We start from the raw sequence: 16,402 nt of genomic DNA, 5'->3' as shown, positions 1-16,402 counted from the left end.
CGGTGAATGGAGGTCGAAATGGAACTGAACATCGTCGGACGAAACCTGGGGATCACCGATCGTTTCCGCGCCTACGCGGCGGAGAAGTCGGAGAAGGTCACTCATCTCGCCGAACGAGCCATCTCCCTCGACGTGAAGCTCAGCCGTCACAATGAGAAGAACGGCAACACCGGACCCGACCGCGTCGAGCTCACGCTCGTCGGAAAGGGGCCCGTCGTCCGGGCCGAAGCGGACGGTTCAGACAAGTACGCCGCGTTCGACGTCGCCCTCGGGAGGCTCCTCGAACGCATCCGCCGCGCGAAGGACCGCCGCAAGGTCCACCGCGGCCAGCGCAGGCCCACCTCGCTCCGCGAGGCGACCGATGTCGGCTTCGCCGAGGTCGGCGTGCAGGCCGCAGCGCCCGAGGTGCTCGAACAGGTGCGCACGGGCAGCATTCCGGTGATCGAGGAGGGCCAGGAAGCCCCCTACACCGAGGAGGACGAGGTCTACTGCCCCGTGGTCATCCGCCGAAAGGTGTTCGCCTCCACTCCGATGACCGTCGACGACGCCCTCTACTTCATGGAGCTCGTCGGCCACGACTTCTACCTCTTCGTCGACTCCGAGACGGGCCGGCCGAGCGTGGTGTACCGCCGCAAGGGATGGGACTACGGCCTGATCGGCCTCGACGACCGAGCGGATGCCACGTCCGACGCATCCGCACCCGAACTGCAGCGCGCGTCCGCCTGACGCGCAGCCGTCCTCCGCACCCGGGCCGGGTGCGGGCCCCAGCGCCCGCACCCGGCCCGCTCTCCGTCCGCGCCCAGCCAGCTGCCCGCTAGCATGGCTATGATGACCGTCTGCACGGCGGCAACGGGCGTGCCCGGGAGTTCCACTCGAGGAACACGGCGCCCGACGAGTACAGGAGAACATTCGTGGCTTCGATTCTGGAAAAGGTCCTCCGCGTCGGCGAGGGCCGAACCCTCAGGCGACTGGAGAACTACGCGGCGGCGATCAACGCCCTCGAAGACGACTTCCAGGCACTCAGCGACGAGGAGCTGAAGCACGAGACGGTCGAGCTGCGTGAGCGCTACTCGAACGGCGAGTCGCTCGACGACCTGCTGCCCGAGGCCTTCGCGGCGGTGCGCGAGGCGAGCCGTCGCACGCTCGGCCTCCGTCACTTCGACGTCCAGCTCATGGGCGGCGCGGCGCTGCACCTCGGCAACATCGCCGAGATGAAGACCGGTGAGGGCAAGACCCTCGTCGCGACGACGGCGGCCTACCTCAACGCACTCACGAGCCGTGGCGTGCACATCGTCACGGTCAACGACTTCCTCGCGAGCTACCAGTCCGAGCTCATGGGCCGCGTGTTCCGCGCGCTGGGCATGACCACCGGATGCATCGTCGCCGGCCAGAACCCGACGGTGCGACGCGAGCAGTACGCCGCCGACATCACCTACGGCACGAACAACGAGTTCGGGTTCGACTACCTGCGCGACAACATGGCGTGGCAGTCGAGCGACATGGTGCAGCGCGGCCACCACTTCGCGATCGTCGACGAGGTGGACTCGATCCTCATCGACGAGGCGCGCACGCCGCTCATCATCTCGGGCCCGGCGTCCGGCGAGGCCAACCGCTGGTTCAACGAGTTCGCGAACCTCGCCAAGCGCCTCACCCCCGGCGAGGACTACGAGGTCGATGAGAAGAAGCGCACCGTCGGCGTGCTCGAGCCCGGCATCGAGAAGGTCGAGGACTACCTCGGCATCGACAACCTCTACGAGTCGGCGAACACCCCACTGATCTCGTTCCTCAACAACTCCATCAAGGCGAAGTCGCTCTTCAAGCGCGACAAGGACTACGTGGTGATGAACGGCGAGGTCCTCATCGTCGACGAGCACACCGGCCGCATCCTCGTCGGCCGCCGCTACAACGAGGGCATCCACCAGGCGATCGAGGCGAAGGAGGGCGTGCAGGTCAAGGCCGAGAACCAGACCCTCGCCACCGTCACGCTGCAGAACTACTTCCGCCTCTACGCCAAGCTCTCCGGCATGACGGGCACCGCCGAGACCGAGGCCGCCGAGTTCATGTCGACGTACAAGCTCGGCGTGGTGCCGATTCCCACCAACAAGCCGATGGTGCGCCTCGACCAGCCCGACCTCGTCTACAAGAACGAGGAGTCGAAGTTCGCCCAGGTCGTCGAGGACATCGTCGAGCGTCACGGCAGGGGGCAGCCGGTGCTCGTCGGCACGACGAGCGTCGAGAAGAGCGAGTACCTCTCCCGGCTCCTCGCCAAGAAGGGCGTGCGGCACGAGGTCCTGAACGCGAAGAACCACGCCCGCGAGGCGGCGATCGTCGCGCAGGCCGGCCGGCACGGTGCCGTCACCGTCGCCACGAACATGGCCGGACGCGGCACCGACGTCATGCTCGGCGGCAACGCCGAGTTCATCGCCGTGCAGCAGATGCACGAGCGCGGGCTCAGCCCGGTCGACACGCCCGACGAGTACGAGGCCGCGTGGGACGACGTCTTCGCGTCGGTGAAGGCCGAGGTCGCGAAGGAGGCCGAGAAGGTGCTGGCGGCCGGTGGCCTCTACGTGCTCGGCACCGAGCGCCACGAGTCCCGTCGCATCGACAACCAGCTGCGCGGTCGTTCCGGCCGTCAGGGCGACCCCGGCGAGAGCCGGTTCTACCTGTCGCTCACCGACGACCTGATGCGGCTCTTCAACGCCGGCGCGGCCGAGAGCCTCATGTCGCGCGGCGTGCCCGACGACGTCGCCATCGAGTCGAAGGTCGTCACGCGCGCCATCCGCTCGGCGCAGTCGCAGGTCGAGGCGCGCAACGCCGAGATCCGCAAGAACGTGCTGAAGTACGACGACGTGCTCAACCGCCAGCGTGAGGCCATCTACAGCGACCGCCGCCACATCCTCGAGGGCGACGACCTGCACGAGCGCACCCAGACGTTCCTCGAGAACGTCATCGACGAGGTGCTCGACGTGCACACGGCCGAGGGCAACCCCGACGAGTGGGACTTCGACGCACTCTGGACCGAGCTGAAGACGCTCTACCCGATCGGCATCACGATCGACGAGGTCGTCGCGGAGGCCGGCGAGAAGGGGCGCGTGAACCGCGACTTCATCCGCCGCGAGATCCTCTCCGACGCGAGGCTCGCCTACCAGCGCCGTGAGGAGCAGCTCGGCAGCCCGGCCATGCGCGAACTCGAGCGCCGCGTGGTGCTCTCGGTGATCGACCGCCGCTGGCGGGATCACCTCTACGAGATGGACTACCTGAAGGACGGCATCGGCCTGCGCGCCATGGCCCAGCGCGACCCGCTGGTCGAGTACCAGCGCGAGGGCTACGCGATGTTCCAGCAGATGATGGGATCCATCCGTGAGGAGACGGTCGGCTTCCTGTTCAACCTCGAGGTCGAGGTCGCGCCGCAGGCCGGAGTCGGCGGGGCGACGATCGAGGCGAAGGGCCTCGGCCGGCAGGGTGCCTCCGACGACAAGCTGAGCTACTCCGCGCCGAGCGACTCCGGCGGTGTCGAGGTGCGCAACCAGCGCGGCCAGGTGCAGCAGGCGGCCACGCAGCGCGCTCGCCGCGCCGTGGCGCAGGCGCAGGCCCCCGAGGCGGAGCCATCGCGCGGGGCGTTCGGCCAGCGCACCGGCGGCGGCGGCGAGGTCGCACCGCAGAACCGCGCCGAGCGTCGGGCGCAGGAGCGCAAGGGACGCTGACCCGCATCCTCGATCTGCTGCACGCCCGCCACGGCACCGGTGCAGCGGGTCGAGGAGCGCGCGGCTGGGCGGCGACGACGCTCCAGCCGCAGCCGCAGCCGCGGCCGCGGCCGCAGCCGCGAGTGACGACGGAGGGCGTCAGAGCACGCTGATCGCGCTGGCCCGCCATCGCTGGTCGAGCCCCTCGAGCCGGATCGCGACCGCACGCGAACGTGCCCGCTGGTGCACCATCACGACGGCCTCGACGACGCCATCGGCCGGCTCGCAGGTGATGACCGTGCCGAGGCTGAACGCCGGACGCTGCAGCGCCTGCCCCTTGACACGCCGAGCACGAGCGGCGAGCACCACGCGTTTCGACAGGTTGCGGTAGACGTCGTCGGTCACCCAGCGCGCGAGCTGGTCGAGGTCGCGCGCACCGGCGAGCACCTCGATGACGCAGTGCGTGAGGTTGCGCAGCAGCGGCTCGGGATCGGGGAGTTCGCTGCGTCGCGCCGGCTGACGGGCGAAGTACTCGTCGTCATCGTCGAGGAACTGCAGGGCAGAACTTCTCGCCGGGGCGCGGCCGGCGGCAGGGCGTGCGGTCATGTCGGCTCCATGAGGGGATGGCGTCGGCCTCGCGGCCCACTGCGGGATCACCCCCGATCGGGGGACGTCGGGTGATCCTTGAGTGAACGGTATTGAGCCGGCCCGAGCCGTGTCAAGGGATTCGGGAACCTGTGGAGAACGAATGGGCGGTCAGGGGGGCCGGAGTAACGTGCGTGCATGCGCTGGGACCTGCTGTTCGACGACCTCGAGTCGCAGCTCGACCAGGAGCAGCGCGACGAGGAGCGGGCGCTCGCGCTCGAGGAGGAGCGGCTCCGGATGGGTCGTCTCACCCTCCGCGACCGGCTCACCTCGATGGCCCGCATCGCCGACCACGACCCGTCCGCGGGCATCCGCGTCGAGCTCCGCGACGCACAGGTGCTCGAAGTGCGCCCGCTCGCATTCGGGCGCGACTGGATGAGCGCCGCGCTGGACGCGCCAGGCCGAGGGGGTGGCCACTGCATCGTGCCGCTGGCGGCGATCGCCGCGGTGCTGCCGACGCGCTCGCAGCTGGAACCGAGCCTCCGGCCGGTGCCGGAGTCGTCCGCTCGGCTCGCCGAACGCATCGGCATGTCGTTCGTGCTGCGCGACCTCTGCCGCCGCCGCACTCCCGTGCACCTCACGACCGACGACGGCCGTGTGCACGGCACGCTCGATCGCGTGGCGCGCGACCACCTCGACCTCGCCGTGCACGAGCCCGGCACGGTGCGTCGCGACAACCTCGTGCGCGGCATCCGCCTCGTTCCGCTCGAGCGGATCGTGCTGGTTTCGTTCCCGTAGCCCCTGCGTTCAGTCGACGGGTCGCAGGCGCCCCGCGCGGGCCCCCGAGAGCTCCGCCACGTTCGCGAACTCGCCCTGGTTCCAGAGCGAATGACGACGGGTCGCCTCGTACTGCTCCTCGATCCAGACCTCGAGCTGCGTGCGCTCCACTCGCCACGGGCCGGCGCTGCCGACCCGGATCGCCGGGAGCTCGCCCGAGCGGATCAGCTCGTCGACGGTCGGGACGTCGACGGCGAGGAGCTCCGCCGCGTCGGCGACGGTGAGGAACCGGCCGATCTCATCGCCTGAACCGGGAGAGGTCATGACTCCAGTATCGACCCGGCGCGCGGAAGCGGCCGCGGATGTGGATAACTTCGGGGCGACCTCCCGGAATCGGGCGACGATGGTGCCCGGCGTGCTCGCGCCCGTGTCAGGAGGGAACCCGATGGTCCGTCGACCGGAACGCTCGGAGCGCGGCGCGCTCCGTCTCGACCCGCGCCTGGTCATCGGCATCCTGCTCGTCGCCGGCTCGACGACGGGCGTCTGGGCGCTGGTATCGGGCCTCGACGACAGCGTCGAGGCCTACGCGTTGCGCGAGACGGCGACGCCGGGCACCCGCATCGAGGCCGGCGACCTCGTGGTCGAGTCGGTGCGCCTCGGCGCGACGGTCGACCGTTACCTCGTGCCGGGCGAGGTGCCCGACCGCGGACTCGTCGTGACCCGCACCGTCGAGCGGGGCGAGCTCGTCCCCGACTCCGCCGTCGACGACGTGGATCGCAGCGGGTTGGCGAGCGTCGTCGTTCCGACCCGTGGCGCGCTGCCGACCGGCCTCGGTCCCGGCTCCACGGTCGACGTGTGGGCGGCGCGCGAGCTCGAGCGCGGCGCGTACGAGCCGCCGGCCGTGCTGGTCGCGAACGCCGAGGTCGCCGCCATCCAGGAGCCCGAGGGGATGGTCGATTCCGGCGGCGTGTCCGTGGAACTGCTCATCCCGCGCGACAAGGTGGCCGCGCTCCTCGAGGGCCTCACGGCGGGTGATTCGATCGACCTCGTCCCGGCTCGGGCGACCGGACGCTGATGGTGCGCCTCGCACTCGCCCTCGATCCGGCCACCGAGGACCGCCTGATCGCCGATGCCGTCGAGCACGGCCACGCGATCGTCGCCCGCCTCGTCGGCTGGCGCGACGTGCTCGAGAACCTGGATGTGCTCGCACCCGATGTCGTGCTGGTCGGCGCCGGGCGCGCCACGTTGAGCGGCGAGCTCCTCGCCGGGTGCGACGATCGGGGCATCCGGTTGATCGCCCTCGCGGCCGCTGACGCCGATCGCGCGCACGCCGCACAGCTCGGACTCCACGAGGTCCTCGACCGATCCGCGCACTGGACGGCGATCGACGCGTTCGTCAGGGGCGGCGTGCCCGTTCCGTCCCGGCTCGGCGACCCCGAGCCGAGGGCGCAGCGAGCCGCCGAGGTCATCGCGGTGTGGGGCCCGGCCGGCGCGCCGGGCCGCACCACGATCGCCGTGAACCTCGCCGCCGAGTTCGCCGCGGCCGGGCACTCGGTCGCCCTCGTCGACGCCGATCCGTACGGCGGCGCAATCGCCCCCGCCCTCGGGCTCCTCGACGAGGCGCCCGGGCTCGCGTCGGCCTGCCGGCTCGCCGGGGGCGACGCGCTCGACCGCGCCGAGCTCGAGCGCATCGCGCAGCGGTACTCGGCACCGAGGGCCTCCTTCGACGTCTTCACCGGCCTCGTCGGTCCGAGCCGATGGCCCGAGCTGGCGCACGATCGGGTCATGGCCGCGATCCGGGCCATCGCCGCACGCGTGGAGTACGTCGTGATCGACACGGGGTTCAGCCTCGAGCGCGACGAGGAGCTCACGAGCGACCAGTTCGCGCCGCGCCGCAACGCCGCCACGTTCGCCGCGATCTCGGCGGCCGATCGCGTGGTGGCCGTGGGCCTCGCGGATCCGGTCGGGCTGTCGCGACTGCTCCGCGGCCACGGCGATCTCCTGGAGCACGTCGAGCCCGAGCGCGTCGACGTGATCGTGAACCGGGTGCGCACGGCTGCCCTCGGCATCGACGCCCACGCGCAGGTGCGCCAGACCCTCCGGCGCTTCGCCGGCATCGGCGATGCGACCCTGCTCCCGCACGACGGGCGGGCTACGGATGCCGCCATCCTCACGGCGCGCACGCTGCGGGACGCCGCGCCGCGGAGCCCCCTCCGTGCGGCGCTGCGCGAGTACGCCCTCGACCGGATCCTGCCGGTGCCGCAGCCCGCGCGGCGGCGCCGATCGGCCTTTCCGGCGGTCCGGCGCGCGGCCGCGGGCTGATCGCGGGCATGCGGGGGTCGGGACCCAGGGCGCGGGAACGCCGGCGGCGAGGGGGCGCACTACGCTGGGTCTGTGTCGACCCTCAGTGATCTCGTCCTCGCCCAGGGCCGCAGCAGTCAGGCCGATGTCGACTGGCTGCACATGCTCGTCGGCGACCTGCAGCTGCTCGCCGACCTGGCCTTCGCCGACATCGTGCTCTGGGTCCCGTCGGGCGACGACGACTTCGTCGCGGTCGCGCACGCGCGCCCCTCCAGCGCGGCGACGCTCTTCTACCGGGACTTCGTCGGCCAGCAGATCAAGCCGCAGTGGCGCGACCTCGTGACCCACGCGTTCGCGAGCGCCCGCATCGCCGACTCATCCGCACCCGACTGGTACGAGGAGATGCCCACGCGCGTGCGCGCGGTGCCCGTCATGCGTCGGCTGTCCGCCACCGGGACCCAGCTCGCCCCCGAGCCCGTCGCGGTCATCACGCGGCACACGAACCTCGGTGCGCAGCGCACGCCGAGCCGGCAGGAGCTCACGTTCAACGAGTGCGCCGAGGAGCTCTTCCAGATGATCGCGTCGGGAGACTTCCCCGACCTCGGCGCGCCGACCGGGCCTCGTCGCGGCGCCCCGCGTGCCTCGGACGGGCTCATCCGCCTCGACGTCGACGGCGTCACCACCTTCGCGAGCCCGAACGCCCTGTCGGCCTTCAACCGGATGGGCTTCGAGGACGAGCTCGAGGGGGAGTCCCTCGCCGAGGTGACCACGAGGCTCCTCAGCGGCAAGCTCGTCGTCGACGAGTCGCTGCCCCTCGTGGTCACGGGGCGGGCGCCGTGGCGCACCGACGTCGAATCGCGCGGCGTGACGGTCTCGCTGCGCGCCATCCCGATCCGCCATCGCGGCGAGCGGATCGGCGCGATCGTGCTGAGCCGCGACGTCACCGAACTCCGGCACCAGGAGCAGGAGCTGATCACGAAGGACGCGACGATCCGCGAGATCCACCACCGCGTCAAGAACAACCTCCAGACCGTGGCCTCGCTGCTGCGCATCCAGGCTCGTCGCACGCACTCCGACGAGGCTCGCGACGCCCTCACCCAGGCGATGCGACGGGTCGGCGCGATCGCCGTCGTGCACGACACGCTCTCCGAGGGGCTCACCCAGAACGTCGACTTCGACGAGGTCTTCGACCGTGCGCTGCTGCTGGTCGCCGAGGTGGCCTCGGCGCACAACACCACCGCCCACCCGAAGCGGTCGGGCTCGTTCGGCGTCCTGCCGAGCGAGTACGCGACGCCGCTGGCGCTGGCCCTCACCGAGCTGGTCACGAACGCGGTGGAGCACGGTCTCGCCGGCCAGGAGGGCGACGTCGAGATCACCGCCGACCGGTCGCCGACGGCGCTCACCGTGCAGGTGCGCGACACGGGGTCCGGCCTGCCGGAGGGGAAGGTCGGCGAGGGCCTCGGCACGCAGATCGTGCGCACGCTCATCCAGGGCGAGCTCGGCGGCACCATCGACTGGCACACGGTCGTCGGCCGCGGTACCGAGGTGACCATCGACGTGCCGCTGCGGTGGATCGCACCCGAGTAGGGTGCTGATGCCGTGGGGGTCAGGTGCGGTTCGGGCGCAGGACGTGAACGAGCCCACCGGGGGCGGACTCAGGTGCGGTTCAGGAGGCCCGACGTGAACGAGCCCACCCGTCCACGGGTTCAGGTGCGGTTCAGGAGGCCCGACGCGCGCGAGCCGCGCGGCGCTTGAGGGCGCGACGCTCGTCTTCGCTGAGGCCACCCCAGACGCCCGAGTCCTGACCGGTCTCGAGGGCGTACTGCAGGCAGATCTCGGTGACGGTGCACCGGGCGCAGACAGCCTTGGCCTTCTCGATCTGGTCGACGGCGGGACCAGTGTTGCCGACCGGGAAGAAGAGTTCCGGGTCTGCGGTGAGGCAGGCGGCCTTGTCGCGCCAATCCATGGAGATGCTCCTTGCGTGTACTTCGTTCGCAGACGCGCTCGATTGCGCTTGCCGGTGACGGCTGCTGCAGGGGGAAAGGCCGAATCTCGGGAAGTAGGATCATGACTGATCGGCTCACGTCCCTGTGAGCATCAATTCGGCCTCATAAATGGTCGCATAGCGGAGAGATCGAAGCAATAGCCGTGTATGGGATAACGCTGTGAATCAGGAGCACGCCGACGGGGATATGCCGCCGGCGGCATCCGTCTCGGGTGGGGTGAAGGCCGCGCTGGTCGTGGTGAGCGCGCTGCTGTTCCTCGAGGCGGTCGCGCTGGTCGCGATCATCGTCTGGCTGGTCGTCGACCTCGTCACGCTGGAGCCGTCGTCGTACCCGACGGCGATCGCGCTCATCGTGCTCGTCGTGATCGGAGCCGTGTGGGTCGGCGCCGTGGCGATCGCCTCGCTTCGGCGGGCGAGCTGGTCGCGCGCGGCGGCGATCGTCTGGCAGATCCTGCAGGTCTCGATCGCCGTCGGCGCGTTCCAGGGCCTCTTCGCACGGCCGGATGTCGGGTGGCTGCTCCTCGTGCCGGCGGTCACCGTGATCGGGCTGCTCCTCTGGACGCCGGTGCGGCTCGCCTACACGCGCCAGGAGGACGGGGACCGGGCGCCCGACGGCGCCTGATCGACCGTCGGCTCAGCCGTCGAGTCCGAGCTCGCGGCGCACGCGCGCGACGTGCCCGGTGGCCTTGACGTTGTACCAGGCGCGCTCGATGCGGCCGTCCTCGCCGATCACGAAGGTGGAGCGGATCGAACCCACCACGGTCTTGCCGTAGAGCATCTTCTCGCCCCACACTCCGTACGCCTGCTGGACGGCGAGATCCTCATCGGCGAGCAGCGTGTAGTTCAGCCCGTCGCGCTCGGCGAATCGCTTGAGCTTCGCCACGTCGTCCTTCGACACCCCGACGACGCGCACGCCCGCGGCCCTGAAGGAGTTCAGGTTGTCGCGGAAGTCGCACGCCTCGGTGGTGCAACCGGGCGTCATCGCCTCGGGGTAGAAGTACAGCACGACGCGGGTTCCGCGGAGGGACGAGAGCGACACGGGGGTGCCATCCTGGTCGTCGAGCGTGAAGTCGGGGGCGAGGTCGCCGGGGGCGAGTCGTGCGTCGGTCATCCGTCCATCGTAGGCACGGCAGCCTGAGCGCCCGGTGCGACGGCGGGGCCGCTGCCGGGCGCTGCGACCGTCACGCGAACGTCGCGAGCAGCCGCTGCAGCGAGTCGAGTCGGGCACGACCGGTCTCGCCGAGCTCACCGGCGGCGACGGCCTCGTTCATCGCGCAGTCGGGGGCGTCGGGCAGGTGCGTGCACCCGCGGGGACAGTTTTCGGCGATTCGCGCGAGGTCGGTGAACGCGCCGAGGATGTTCGCCGGGTCCACGTGGCCGAGGCCGAACGAGCGCACGCCCGGAGTGTCGATCACCCAGCCGGTGCCGCCGCGCCCGTCCTCGACGCGCAGGGAGACCGTGGAGGAGGACGTGTGGCGTCCGCGGCCCGTGACCTCGTTGACCCGCCCGATGGCGCGGTCGGCGCCCGGCACGAGCGCGTTCACGAGCGTGGACTTGCCCACGCCGGAGTGCCCGACGAAGACGGTGCGGTGCCCGATGAGCGCTCGCGTGATCTCCTCGAGCGGCATCCGCTCGGTGCTCGACCGGAACACGGGCAGGTCGAGACCCGCGAAGTTCTCGAGGAACTCGGCCGGGTCGGCGAGGTCGGTCTTGGTGATGACGAGCAGTGGCTGGATGCCCGCGTCGAAGGCGGCGACGAGATAGCGGTCGACGAGCCGGATGCGCGGCTCGGGGTTCGCCGCCGCCACCACGATGAGCATCTGGTCGGCGTTCGCGACGATGATGCGCTCGACCTCGTCGGTGTCGTCGGCGCTCCGCCGGAGCAGGGTCGACCGCTCGCCGATGCGCACGATGCGGGCGAGCGTGCCGGGCTCGCCGGTCGTGTCGCTCACGAGGTCGACGTGGTCGCCGGTGACCACCGACTTGCGGCGGAGCTCGCTCGCACGCGCCGCCGTGATCTCGCGCTCGTCGGAGCCGCCCTCGTCGATGAGCACGGCGTAGCGTCCGCGATCGACGCCGAGGACCGTGCCCGGCACGGCGTCGGCGTGCTCGGGTCGCACCTTCGTGCGAGGACGGCTCCCGCGTCGGTTGGGGCGCACGCGGACGTCGGACTCGTCGAACTCGGGCTCGTCCTCGTCGTCGTCCGTGTCCCACCAGCTCATGCCAGCATCTGCTCCCAGAGCCTGGTGAACTGCGGCAGCGTCTTCGACGTCGACCCGATGTCGTCGACGACGACGCCCGGTACCGCGAGACCGACGATCGCGCCGGTCGTGGCCATGCGGTGGTCGGCGTAGGCGCGCCACGGGCCGCCCGTGAGCGGCGCGGGCTCGATGCGGAGCCCGTCGTCGAGCTCGGTGACGGCGCCGCCGAGCCCGTTGAGCTCCGCGGCGAGCGCCGCGAGCCGGTCGGTCTCGTGGTGGCGGATGTGGCCGATGCCCGTGAAGGTGCTCGGTGCGTCGGCGAATGCCGCGAGTGCGACGAGGTTCGGCACGAGCTCGCCGGCCTCCGACAGGTCGAGGTCGACCCCGCGGATGCCGCGACCCCCGTCGGCGCCGGGTTCGGGGGCTCGCACCATGAGCCGGTCGGCGTCGATCGACACCCGGGCGCCGAAGCGGGGGAGGATCCTGGCGAGCTGGGCGCCCACCTGCGTGGTCTCGGCCGGCCACCCCGTGACGGTGACGTGGCCGCCGGCGACGAGGGCGGCCACGAGGAATGGCGCGGCGTTCGAGAGGTCGGGCTCGACGTCCACATCGACAGCGCGGATCGGACCGGGGTCGACCTGCCAGCGGCCGGGCTCGGGGCTCCTGACCGCCACGCCTCGCGCGGCGAGGGTCGCGATGGTCATCTCGATGTGCGGCAGGCTCGGCAGTCGCTCGCCGACGTGACGAAGGTCGAGGCCGCGTTCGAACCGCGCCGCGGAGAGCAGCAGGCCCGACACGAACTGGCTCGACGCCGAGGCGTCGATCTCGAGCGGTCCCCCCTCGACCCGACCCGTGCCGTGCACGGTGAATGGGAGGGCGCCGCGGCCGTCGTCGTCGAGGTCGACGCCGAGGGCGCGCAGGCCTTCGATCGAGCCCCCCATGGGCCGCCGGCGGGCGCCCTCGTCGCCGTCGAACGTCGTGGGCCCGAGTGCGAGCGCCGCCACCGGCGGGAGGAACCGCATGACCGTGCCGGCGAGTCCGCAGTCGATCGTGGTGGAGCCGAGCAGTTCGTCGGCCGGGATGACGCGGAGGTCGTCGCCGAACCCGCCGGTTCCCGGCATCCGCTCGAATCGGGTCCCGAGCGCGCGCAGGCCCTCGACCATGAGCTCGCTGTCGCGCGACCAGAGCGGCGCGCGCAGTGTCGACGGGCCGTCGGCGAGGGCGGCGAGCACGAGCTCGCGGTTCGTGAGCGACTTCGAGCCGGGGAGTGCCACGACGGATTCGAGCGGGGCCGTGGCGACGGGCGCCCGCCACCCGTCGTCGGGCTCGGTCTGCCTCGCCTCACCGTAGGGATCGAACTCGGGGGCGGAATACCTCGATATCTGCATCGGTTATCAACAGTAGCGTCAGCGAACGCGGAAGGAGATGGTGCGCGTGCCAGTCGTGGTGCTCGAACGCCCAGTTGTCGCACCGGCCGACGATCTAGGATGGCCGGTGATGACTGCCGAAGAGATCGAGACCACACCGACCGATGCGGTGCCCGACGACGAGGGCCGCCCGCTCGGTGAGCTCTTCGAGGAGCAGGCGCTGCCGTTCATCGACCAGCTCTACGCCGCGGCGCTGCGCATGACGAAGAACCCAGCCGATGCGCAGGACCTCGTGCAGGAGACGTTCGTCAAGGCCTTCGCGGCCTTCGGGCAGTTCACGCAGGGCACCAACCTCAAGGCGTGGCTGTACCGCATCCTCACGAACACCTTCATCAACAGCTACCGCAAGAAGCAGCGAGAGCCATACCAGGGCACGATCGATGAGCTCGAGGACTGGCAGCTCGGCGGCGCGGAGTCGACGACGGCGCGGTCGAGCCGATCGGCCGAGGCCGAGGCGATCGACCACCTGCCCGACAGCGCGGTGAAGGACGCCCTGCAGGCGCTGCCCGAGGACTTCCGCCTCGCCGTGTACTTCGCGGACGTGGAGGGCTTCTCCTACCAGGAGATCGCCGACATGATGAACACCCCCATCGGGACCGTGATGAGCCGACTGCATCGTGGCAGGCGGATGCTCCGCGAGTCCCTCGCCGAGTACGCCCGCGAGCAGGGCTTCGAGACGGCGGCCAAGACCACCAGGAGGCAGACCATGCCGAGGAGCTCACGATGACCGACTGCGGCTGCGAGAAGGCCAGGGCCGAACTCGAGGAGTACCTGCACCACGAACTGCGCCGCGAGGATGCGGCCGACATCCGCGAGCACGTCGAGCACTGCGCCGACTGCCAGGCGGAACTGCGCGTGGGCGTCGCGATCACCGAGGTGGTGCAGCGTGCCTGCAAGGAGAGCGCGCCCGAAGAGCTGCGCATGGTGGTGCTCGCCCGGATCCGCGACATCCAGTCGGGTCACGGCATCCTCGTCGACTGACACCGCGGCGACGGCCATCCCGCCGACCGGCGCCGCGCCGCCGACGCACCGGGGTGTTTCCGTCTTTCGGTGGACGCGGCGCGGGGAGTCGAGCCCGTAGCGTCGTTCGGGATGGAACCCGCAACGCACGACAGCCCCCGCCGATCCCGAGTCCCCGCCTGGCTGCGGCTCCTGATCCCCACCGTCCTCATCCTGATCTGGTTCGGCGCATTCGGTGCCGGCGGCGCATCGTTCGGTTCCCTCAGCGACGTCGTCGAGAACGAGCAGTCGCAGTTCCTCCCCGACGACGCGGAGTCGACGCGGGTGCAGGACCTCCAGGCCGGGTTCCGCTCGGCCGACGTGATCCCGGCCGTCGTCGTCTACGCGCGCGACGGCGGGTTGACGGATGCCGACGCCGACGCCGTCGCGGACGACGCGACCGCCTTCCAGGACGTGCCGGGTGTCGTCGACGACGGGGTGTCGCCGCCCGTCGCGTCGGACGACGGCGAGGCCGCCGAGGTCTTCGTGCAGGTGGACGCCACGGCCGAGGTCGACGAGGTCGTCGGGGGGATCCGAGATCGTGTCGCACAGACGGCGGGCGACGGCCTCGAGGCTGCGGTGACCGGCCCGGCCGGCTTCACCGCCGACCTCACGGCCGCATTCGCCGGGATCGACGGCCTGCTGCTCCTCGTCGCCTTCGCGGCCGTCTTCGTCATCCTCGTGGTCGTCTACCGGTCGCCGCTGCTGCCCGTCATCGTCCTCGGCACCAGCCTCACCGCGCTCTGCGCGTCGGTGCTCGTGGTCGTCGCTCTCGCGCGGGCCGACGTGCTCGTGCTCAACGGCCAGACCCAGGGCATCCTGTTCATCTTGGTCATCGGCGCGGCCACGGACTATTCGCTGCTCTACATCGCCCGCTACCGGGAAGCCCTGCACACCCACGCGCGCAAGTGGGATGCCACCTGGGCGGCGCTGCGGGGATCGTGGGAGCCGATCGTCGCTTCGGGCGGCACGGTGATCGCGGGCCTGCTGATGCTGCTGGCGAGCCAGCTCACGTCGAACAAGATCCTCGGGCCCGTCTCGGCGATCGGCATCGCCTTCGCGCTGCTGACCGCACTGACGCTCTTGCCCGCGCTCATGCTCTGGGCCGGCCGTGCGGCGTTCTGGCCGGTGAGGCCGAGGTTCGGCGCGCACGTCGAGGCCGACGACGTCGTCGGCCGTCGCGGGATCTGGCCGAGGGTCGCCCGACTCATCGCGCGACGGCCCCGGGTGACGTGGCTCGTCTCGACGCTGCTGCTCGCGCTCATGGCGCTCGGGATGACGCAGCTGAAGGCCGACGGCGTGCCGTCGAGCGAGTTCGTCCTCGGTGCATCGCAGGCCCGGGACGGCCAGGCGCTGCTCAGCGCCCACTTCCCGGGCGGCTCGGGCACGCCCGCGGTGGTCATCGCGAGCGAGGAGCAGGTGCAGGATGTCGCCGACGTGCTGCTCGCCACCGAGGGGGTCGAGGCGGTGTCCATCGTCTCGGAGGATTCGCCGAGCGGCTCGCTGCCCGTCACCGAGGACGGAATCCAGCCGGTGGGCCCACCCGGCACTCCGGCCGGCGATCCGACCGTGGTCGATGGACTCGTGCAATTGGACGCGACCCTCGCGGACGCGAGCGACTCCGACGAGGCGGAGGCGGTCGTGTCGACGCTCCGCGCGGAGCTGGCGGGCGTGTCGACGACCGACGACCCCGTGCTCGTGGGCGGGACGACCGCGGTCGCGCTCGACACGAAGGAGGCGTCCATCCGCGACCGAACCCTGATCATCCCACTCGTGCTGGGCGTGATCCTGGTGATCCTGATGCTGCTCCTGCGCTCGATCGTCGCGCCACTGCTCCTGATCGGCACGGTCGTGCTCTCGTTCGCCGCGGCACTCGGAGTCTCGGCGCTCGTGTTCGACGGCGTCTTCGGCTTCCCCGGGGCCGACCCGGTGGTGCCGCTGTTCGGGTTCGTGTTCCTCGTGGCGCTCGGCGTCGACTACAACATCTTCCTCATGACGCGCGTGCGCGAGGAGAGCCTGCGGCACGGCACCCGGGCGGGCGTGCTCCGCGGGCTCGTGGTCACCGGCGGGGTGATCACGTCGGCCGGGCTCGTGCTCGCGGCGACGTTCGCGGCGCTCGGCGTGCTGCCCATCCTCTTCCTCGCGCAGATCTCGTTCATCGTCGCGTTCGGCGTGCTGCTGGACACGTTCCTCGTGCGATCGCTGCTCGTGCCCGCGCTCGCCTACGACCTCGGCCGCGTGATCTGGTGGCCGTCGAAGGCCTGGCGCGCGCCCGTCCGGGGACCAGGAGACCAACCGGTCGTCGCGTCGTCCGATGCCGTCGCGACCGATGCGGCCGTCGCGGCGCCGATTCGGCACGACGAGCCCGTGCATCGCGCCTGACGCGGCGAAGGGGCCGGATGCCACGTGGCATCCGGCCCCTTC

General features: G+C 71.1%; 16 protein-coding genes. 10 read left to right on the top strand and 6 right to left on the bottom strand.

Going from position 1 to position 16,402, the window contains the following annotated elements; genetic code table 11:
• The first annotated feature begins 18 nt into the window (after positions 1-18).
• On the top strand, positions 19-726 hold the full coding sequence (gene hpf, locus EV187_RS01505; RefSeq protein WP_130351270.1) for a ribosome hibernation-promoting factor, HPF/YfiA family: 708 nt from the start codon (positions 19-21) through the stop codon (positions 724-726).
• A gap of 185 nt (positions 727-911) precedes the next feature.
• Complete coding sequence (secA, locus tag EV187_RS01500) at positions 912-3,704, top strand: preprotein translocase subunit SecA (protein WP_130351269.1); 2,793 nt, start codon at positions 912-914, stop codon at positions 3,702-3,704.
• 138 nt (positions 3,705-3,842) lie between these two features.
• Here the strand turns inward: secA and EV187_RS01495 are convergent, their stop codons facing one another.
• On the bottom strand, positions 3,843-4,289 hold the full coding sequence (locus EV187_RS01495) for an Rv3235 family protein (RefSeq protein ID WP_130351268.1): 447 nt from the start codon (positions 4,287-4,289) through the stop codon (positions 3,843-3,845).
• Positions 4,290-4,466: 177 nt separating this feature from the next.
• Between EV187_RS01495 and EV187_RS01490 the strand changes: the two genes are divergently transcribed.
• Positions 4,467-5,066 (top strand): hypothetical protein, encoded by a 600-nt coding sequence (locus EV187_RS01490; protein WP_130351267.1) that lies wholly within the window; start codon positions 4,467-4,469, stop codon positions 5,064-5,066.
• A gap of 9 nt (positions 5,067-5,075) precedes the next feature.
• On the opposite strand, the gene EV187_RS01485 is transcribed toward EV187_RS01490, so the two are convergent.
• Positions 5,076-5,369, bottom strand: a complete 294-nt coding sequence (locus tag EV187_RS01485; RefSeq protein ID WP_130351266.1) for a helix-turn-helix domain-containing protein — start codon at positions 5,367-5,369, stop codon at positions 5,076-5,078.
• 121 nt (positions 5,370-5,490) lie between these two features.
• Between EV187_RS01485 and EV187_RS01480 the strand changes: the two genes are divergently transcribed.
• The 3 genes from EV187_RS01480 to EV187_RS01470 all read left to right on the top strand — a co-directional run bounded on the left by EV187_RS01480 (position 5,491) and on the right by EV187_RS01470 (position 8,933).
• Positions 5,491-6,120 (top strand): hypothetical protein, encoded by a 630-nt coding sequence (locus tag EV187_RS01480; protein ID WP_130351265.1) that lies wholly within the window; start codon positions 5,491-5,493, stop codon positions 6,118-6,120.
• Positions 6,120-7,367, top strand: coding sequence for a CpaE/TadZ family protein (locus EV187_RS01475; RefSeq protein ID WP_130351264.1), 1,248 nt, complete (start codon positions 6,120-6,122; stop codon positions 7,365-7,367). Before EV187_RS01480 ends, EV187_RS01475 begins: the two co-directional genes overlap by 1 nt.
• 72 nt (positions 7,368-7,439) lie before the next feature.
• On the top strand, positions 7,440-8,933 hold the full coding sequence (locus EV187_RS01470; protein ID WP_130351263.1) for a sensor histidine kinase: 1,494 nt from the start codon (positions 7,440-7,442) through the stop codon (positions 8,931-8,933).
• Positions 8,934-9,063: 130 nt separating this feature from the next.
• On the opposite strand, the gene EV187_RS01465 is transcribed toward EV187_RS01470, so the two are convergent.
• Positions 9,064-9,312 carry a WhiB family transcriptional regulator gene (locus EV187_RS01465; RefSeq protein ID WP_056730333.1) on the bottom strand — a complete coding sequence of 83 codons (249 nt, stop codon included), beginning with the start codon at positions 9,310-9,312 and terminating at the stop codon, positions 9,064-9,066.
• A 199-nt stretch (positions 9,313-9,511) separates the two neighbouring features.
• Between EV187_RS01465 and EV187_RS01460 the strand changes: the two genes are divergently transcribed.
• Entirely contained in the window at positions 9,512-9,973 is a 462-nt protein-coding gene (locus tag EV187_RS01460; RefSeq protein WP_207221705.1) for a hypothetical protein, read from the top strand.
• A 12-nt stretch (positions 9,974-9,985) separates the two neighbouring features.
• Here EV187_RS01460 and bcp read toward each other — a convergent pair whose 3' ends face one another.
• The 3 genes from bcp to aroA all read right to left on the bottom strand — a co-directional run bounded on the left by bcp (position 9,986) and on the right by aroA (position 12,940).
• Positions 9,986-10,462 (bottom strand): thioredoxin-dependent thiol peroxidase, encoded by a 477-nt coding sequence (bcp, locus tag EV187_RS01455; protein WP_130351262.1) that lies wholly within the window; start codon positions 10,460-10,462, stop codon positions 9,986-9,988.
• A gap of 70 nt (positions 10,463-10,532) precedes the next feature.
• Complete coding sequence (gene rsgA, locus EV187_RS01450; RefSeq protein ID WP_130351261.1) at positions 10,533-11,573, bottom strand: ribosome small subunit-dependent GTPase A; 1,041 nt, start codon at positions 11,571-11,573, stop codon at positions 10,533-10,535.
• Positions 11,570-12,940: a 3-phosphoshikimate 1-carboxyvinyltransferase gene (gene aroA / locus EV187_RS01445; RefSeq protein ID WP_130351260.1), complete on the bottom strand. Its 1,371-nt coding sequence runs from the start codon at positions 12,938-12,940 to the stop codon at positions 11,570-11,572. Before aroA ends, rsgA begins: the two co-directional genes overlap by 4 nt.
• A gap of 37 nt (positions 12,941-12,977) precedes the next feature.
• Here aroA and EV187_RS01440 point away from each other — a divergent pair, with 37 nt between their 5' ends.
• From EV187_RS01440 to EV187_RS01430, 3 genes are all read left to right on the top strand, one after another.
• Entirely contained in the window at positions 12,978-13,706 is a 729-nt protein-coding gene (locus EV187_RS01440) for a sigma-70 family RNA polymerase sigma factor (RefSeq protein WP_242609376.1), read from the top strand.
• Positions 13,703-13,960: a zf-HC2 domain-containing protein gene (locus tag EV187_RS01435; RefSeq protein WP_130351258.1), complete on the top strand. Its 258-nt coding sequence runs from the start codon at positions 13,703-13,705 to the stop codon at positions 13,958-13,960. Before EV187_RS01440 ends, EV187_RS01435 begins: the two co-directional genes overlap by 4 nt.
• A gap of 111 nt (positions 13,961-14,071) precedes the next feature.
• Positions 14,072-16,360: an MMPL family transporter gene (locus EV187_RS01430; protein ID WP_130351257.1), complete on the top strand. Its 2,289-nt coding sequence runs from the start codon at positions 14,072-14,074 to the stop codon at positions 16,358-16,360.
• Positions 16,361-16,402 lie beyond the last annotated feature (42 nt).

It is taken from the genome of Agromyces ramosus (assembly GCF_004216665.1).
In the GTDB taxonomy this organism is placed as follows: Bacteria; Actinomycetota; Actinomycetes; order Actinomycetales; family Microbacteriaceae; genus Agromyces; species Agromyces ramosus.
The sequence above is the reverse complement of the archived record's forward strand: the minus strand, read 5'-3'. Positions and strand labels throughout refer to the sequence as shown.

Bases quoted from the DNA above. Each gene is read 5' to 3' on its own strand.
- hpf (WP_130351270.1), top strand. From the start codon at position 19: ATGGAACTGAACATCGTCGGACGAAACCTGGGGATCACCGATCGTTTC.
- EV187_RS01495 (WP_130351268.1), bottom strand. From the start codon at position 4,289: ATGACCGCACGCCCTGCCGCCGGCCGCGCCCCGGCGAGAAGTTCTGCC.
- EV187_RS01490 (WP_130351267.1), top strand. From the start codon at position 4,467: ATGCGCTGGGACCTGCTGTTCGACGACCTCGAGTCGCAGCTCGACCAG.
- EV187_RS01485 (WP_130351266.1), bottom strand. From the start codon at position 5,369: ATGACCTCTCCCGGTTCAGGCGATGAGATCGGCCGGTTCCTCACCGTC.
- EV187_RS01480 (WP_130351265.1), top strand. From the start codon at position 5,491: ATGGTCCGTCGACCGGAACGCTCGGAGCGCGGCGCGCTCCGTCTCGAC.
- EV187_RS01475 (WP_130351264.1), top strand. From the start codon at position 6,120: ATGGTGCGCCTCGCACTCGCCCTCGATCCGGCCACCGAGGACCGCCTG.
- EV187_RS01465 (WP_056730333.1), bottom strand. From the start codon at position 9,312: ATGGATTGGCGCGACAAGGCCGCCTGCCTCACCGCAGACCCGGAACTC.
- bcp (WP_130351262.1), bottom strand. From the start codon at position 10,462: ATGACCGACGCACGACTCGCCCCCGGCGACCTCGCCCCCGACTTCACG.
- rsgA (WP_130351261.1), bottom strand. From the start codon at position 11,573: ATGAGCTGGTGGGACACGGACGACGACGAGGACGAGCCCGAGTTCGAC.
- aroA (WP_130351260.1), bottom strand. From the start codon at position 12,940: ATGCAGATATCGAGGTATTCCGCCCCCGAGTTCGATCCCTACGGTGAG.
- EV187_RS01440 (WP_242609376.1), top strand. From the start codon at position 12,978: ATGGTGCGCGTGCCAGTCGTGGTGCTCGAACGCCCAGTTGTCGCACCG.
- EV187_RS01435 (WP_130351258.1), top strand. From the start codon at position 13,703: ATGACCGACTGCGGCTGCGAGAAGGCCAGGGCCGAACTCGAGGAGTAC.
- EV187_RS01430 (WP_130351257.1), top strand. From the start codon at position 14,072: ATGGAACCCGCAACGCACGACAGCCCCCGCCGATCCCGAGTCCCCGCC.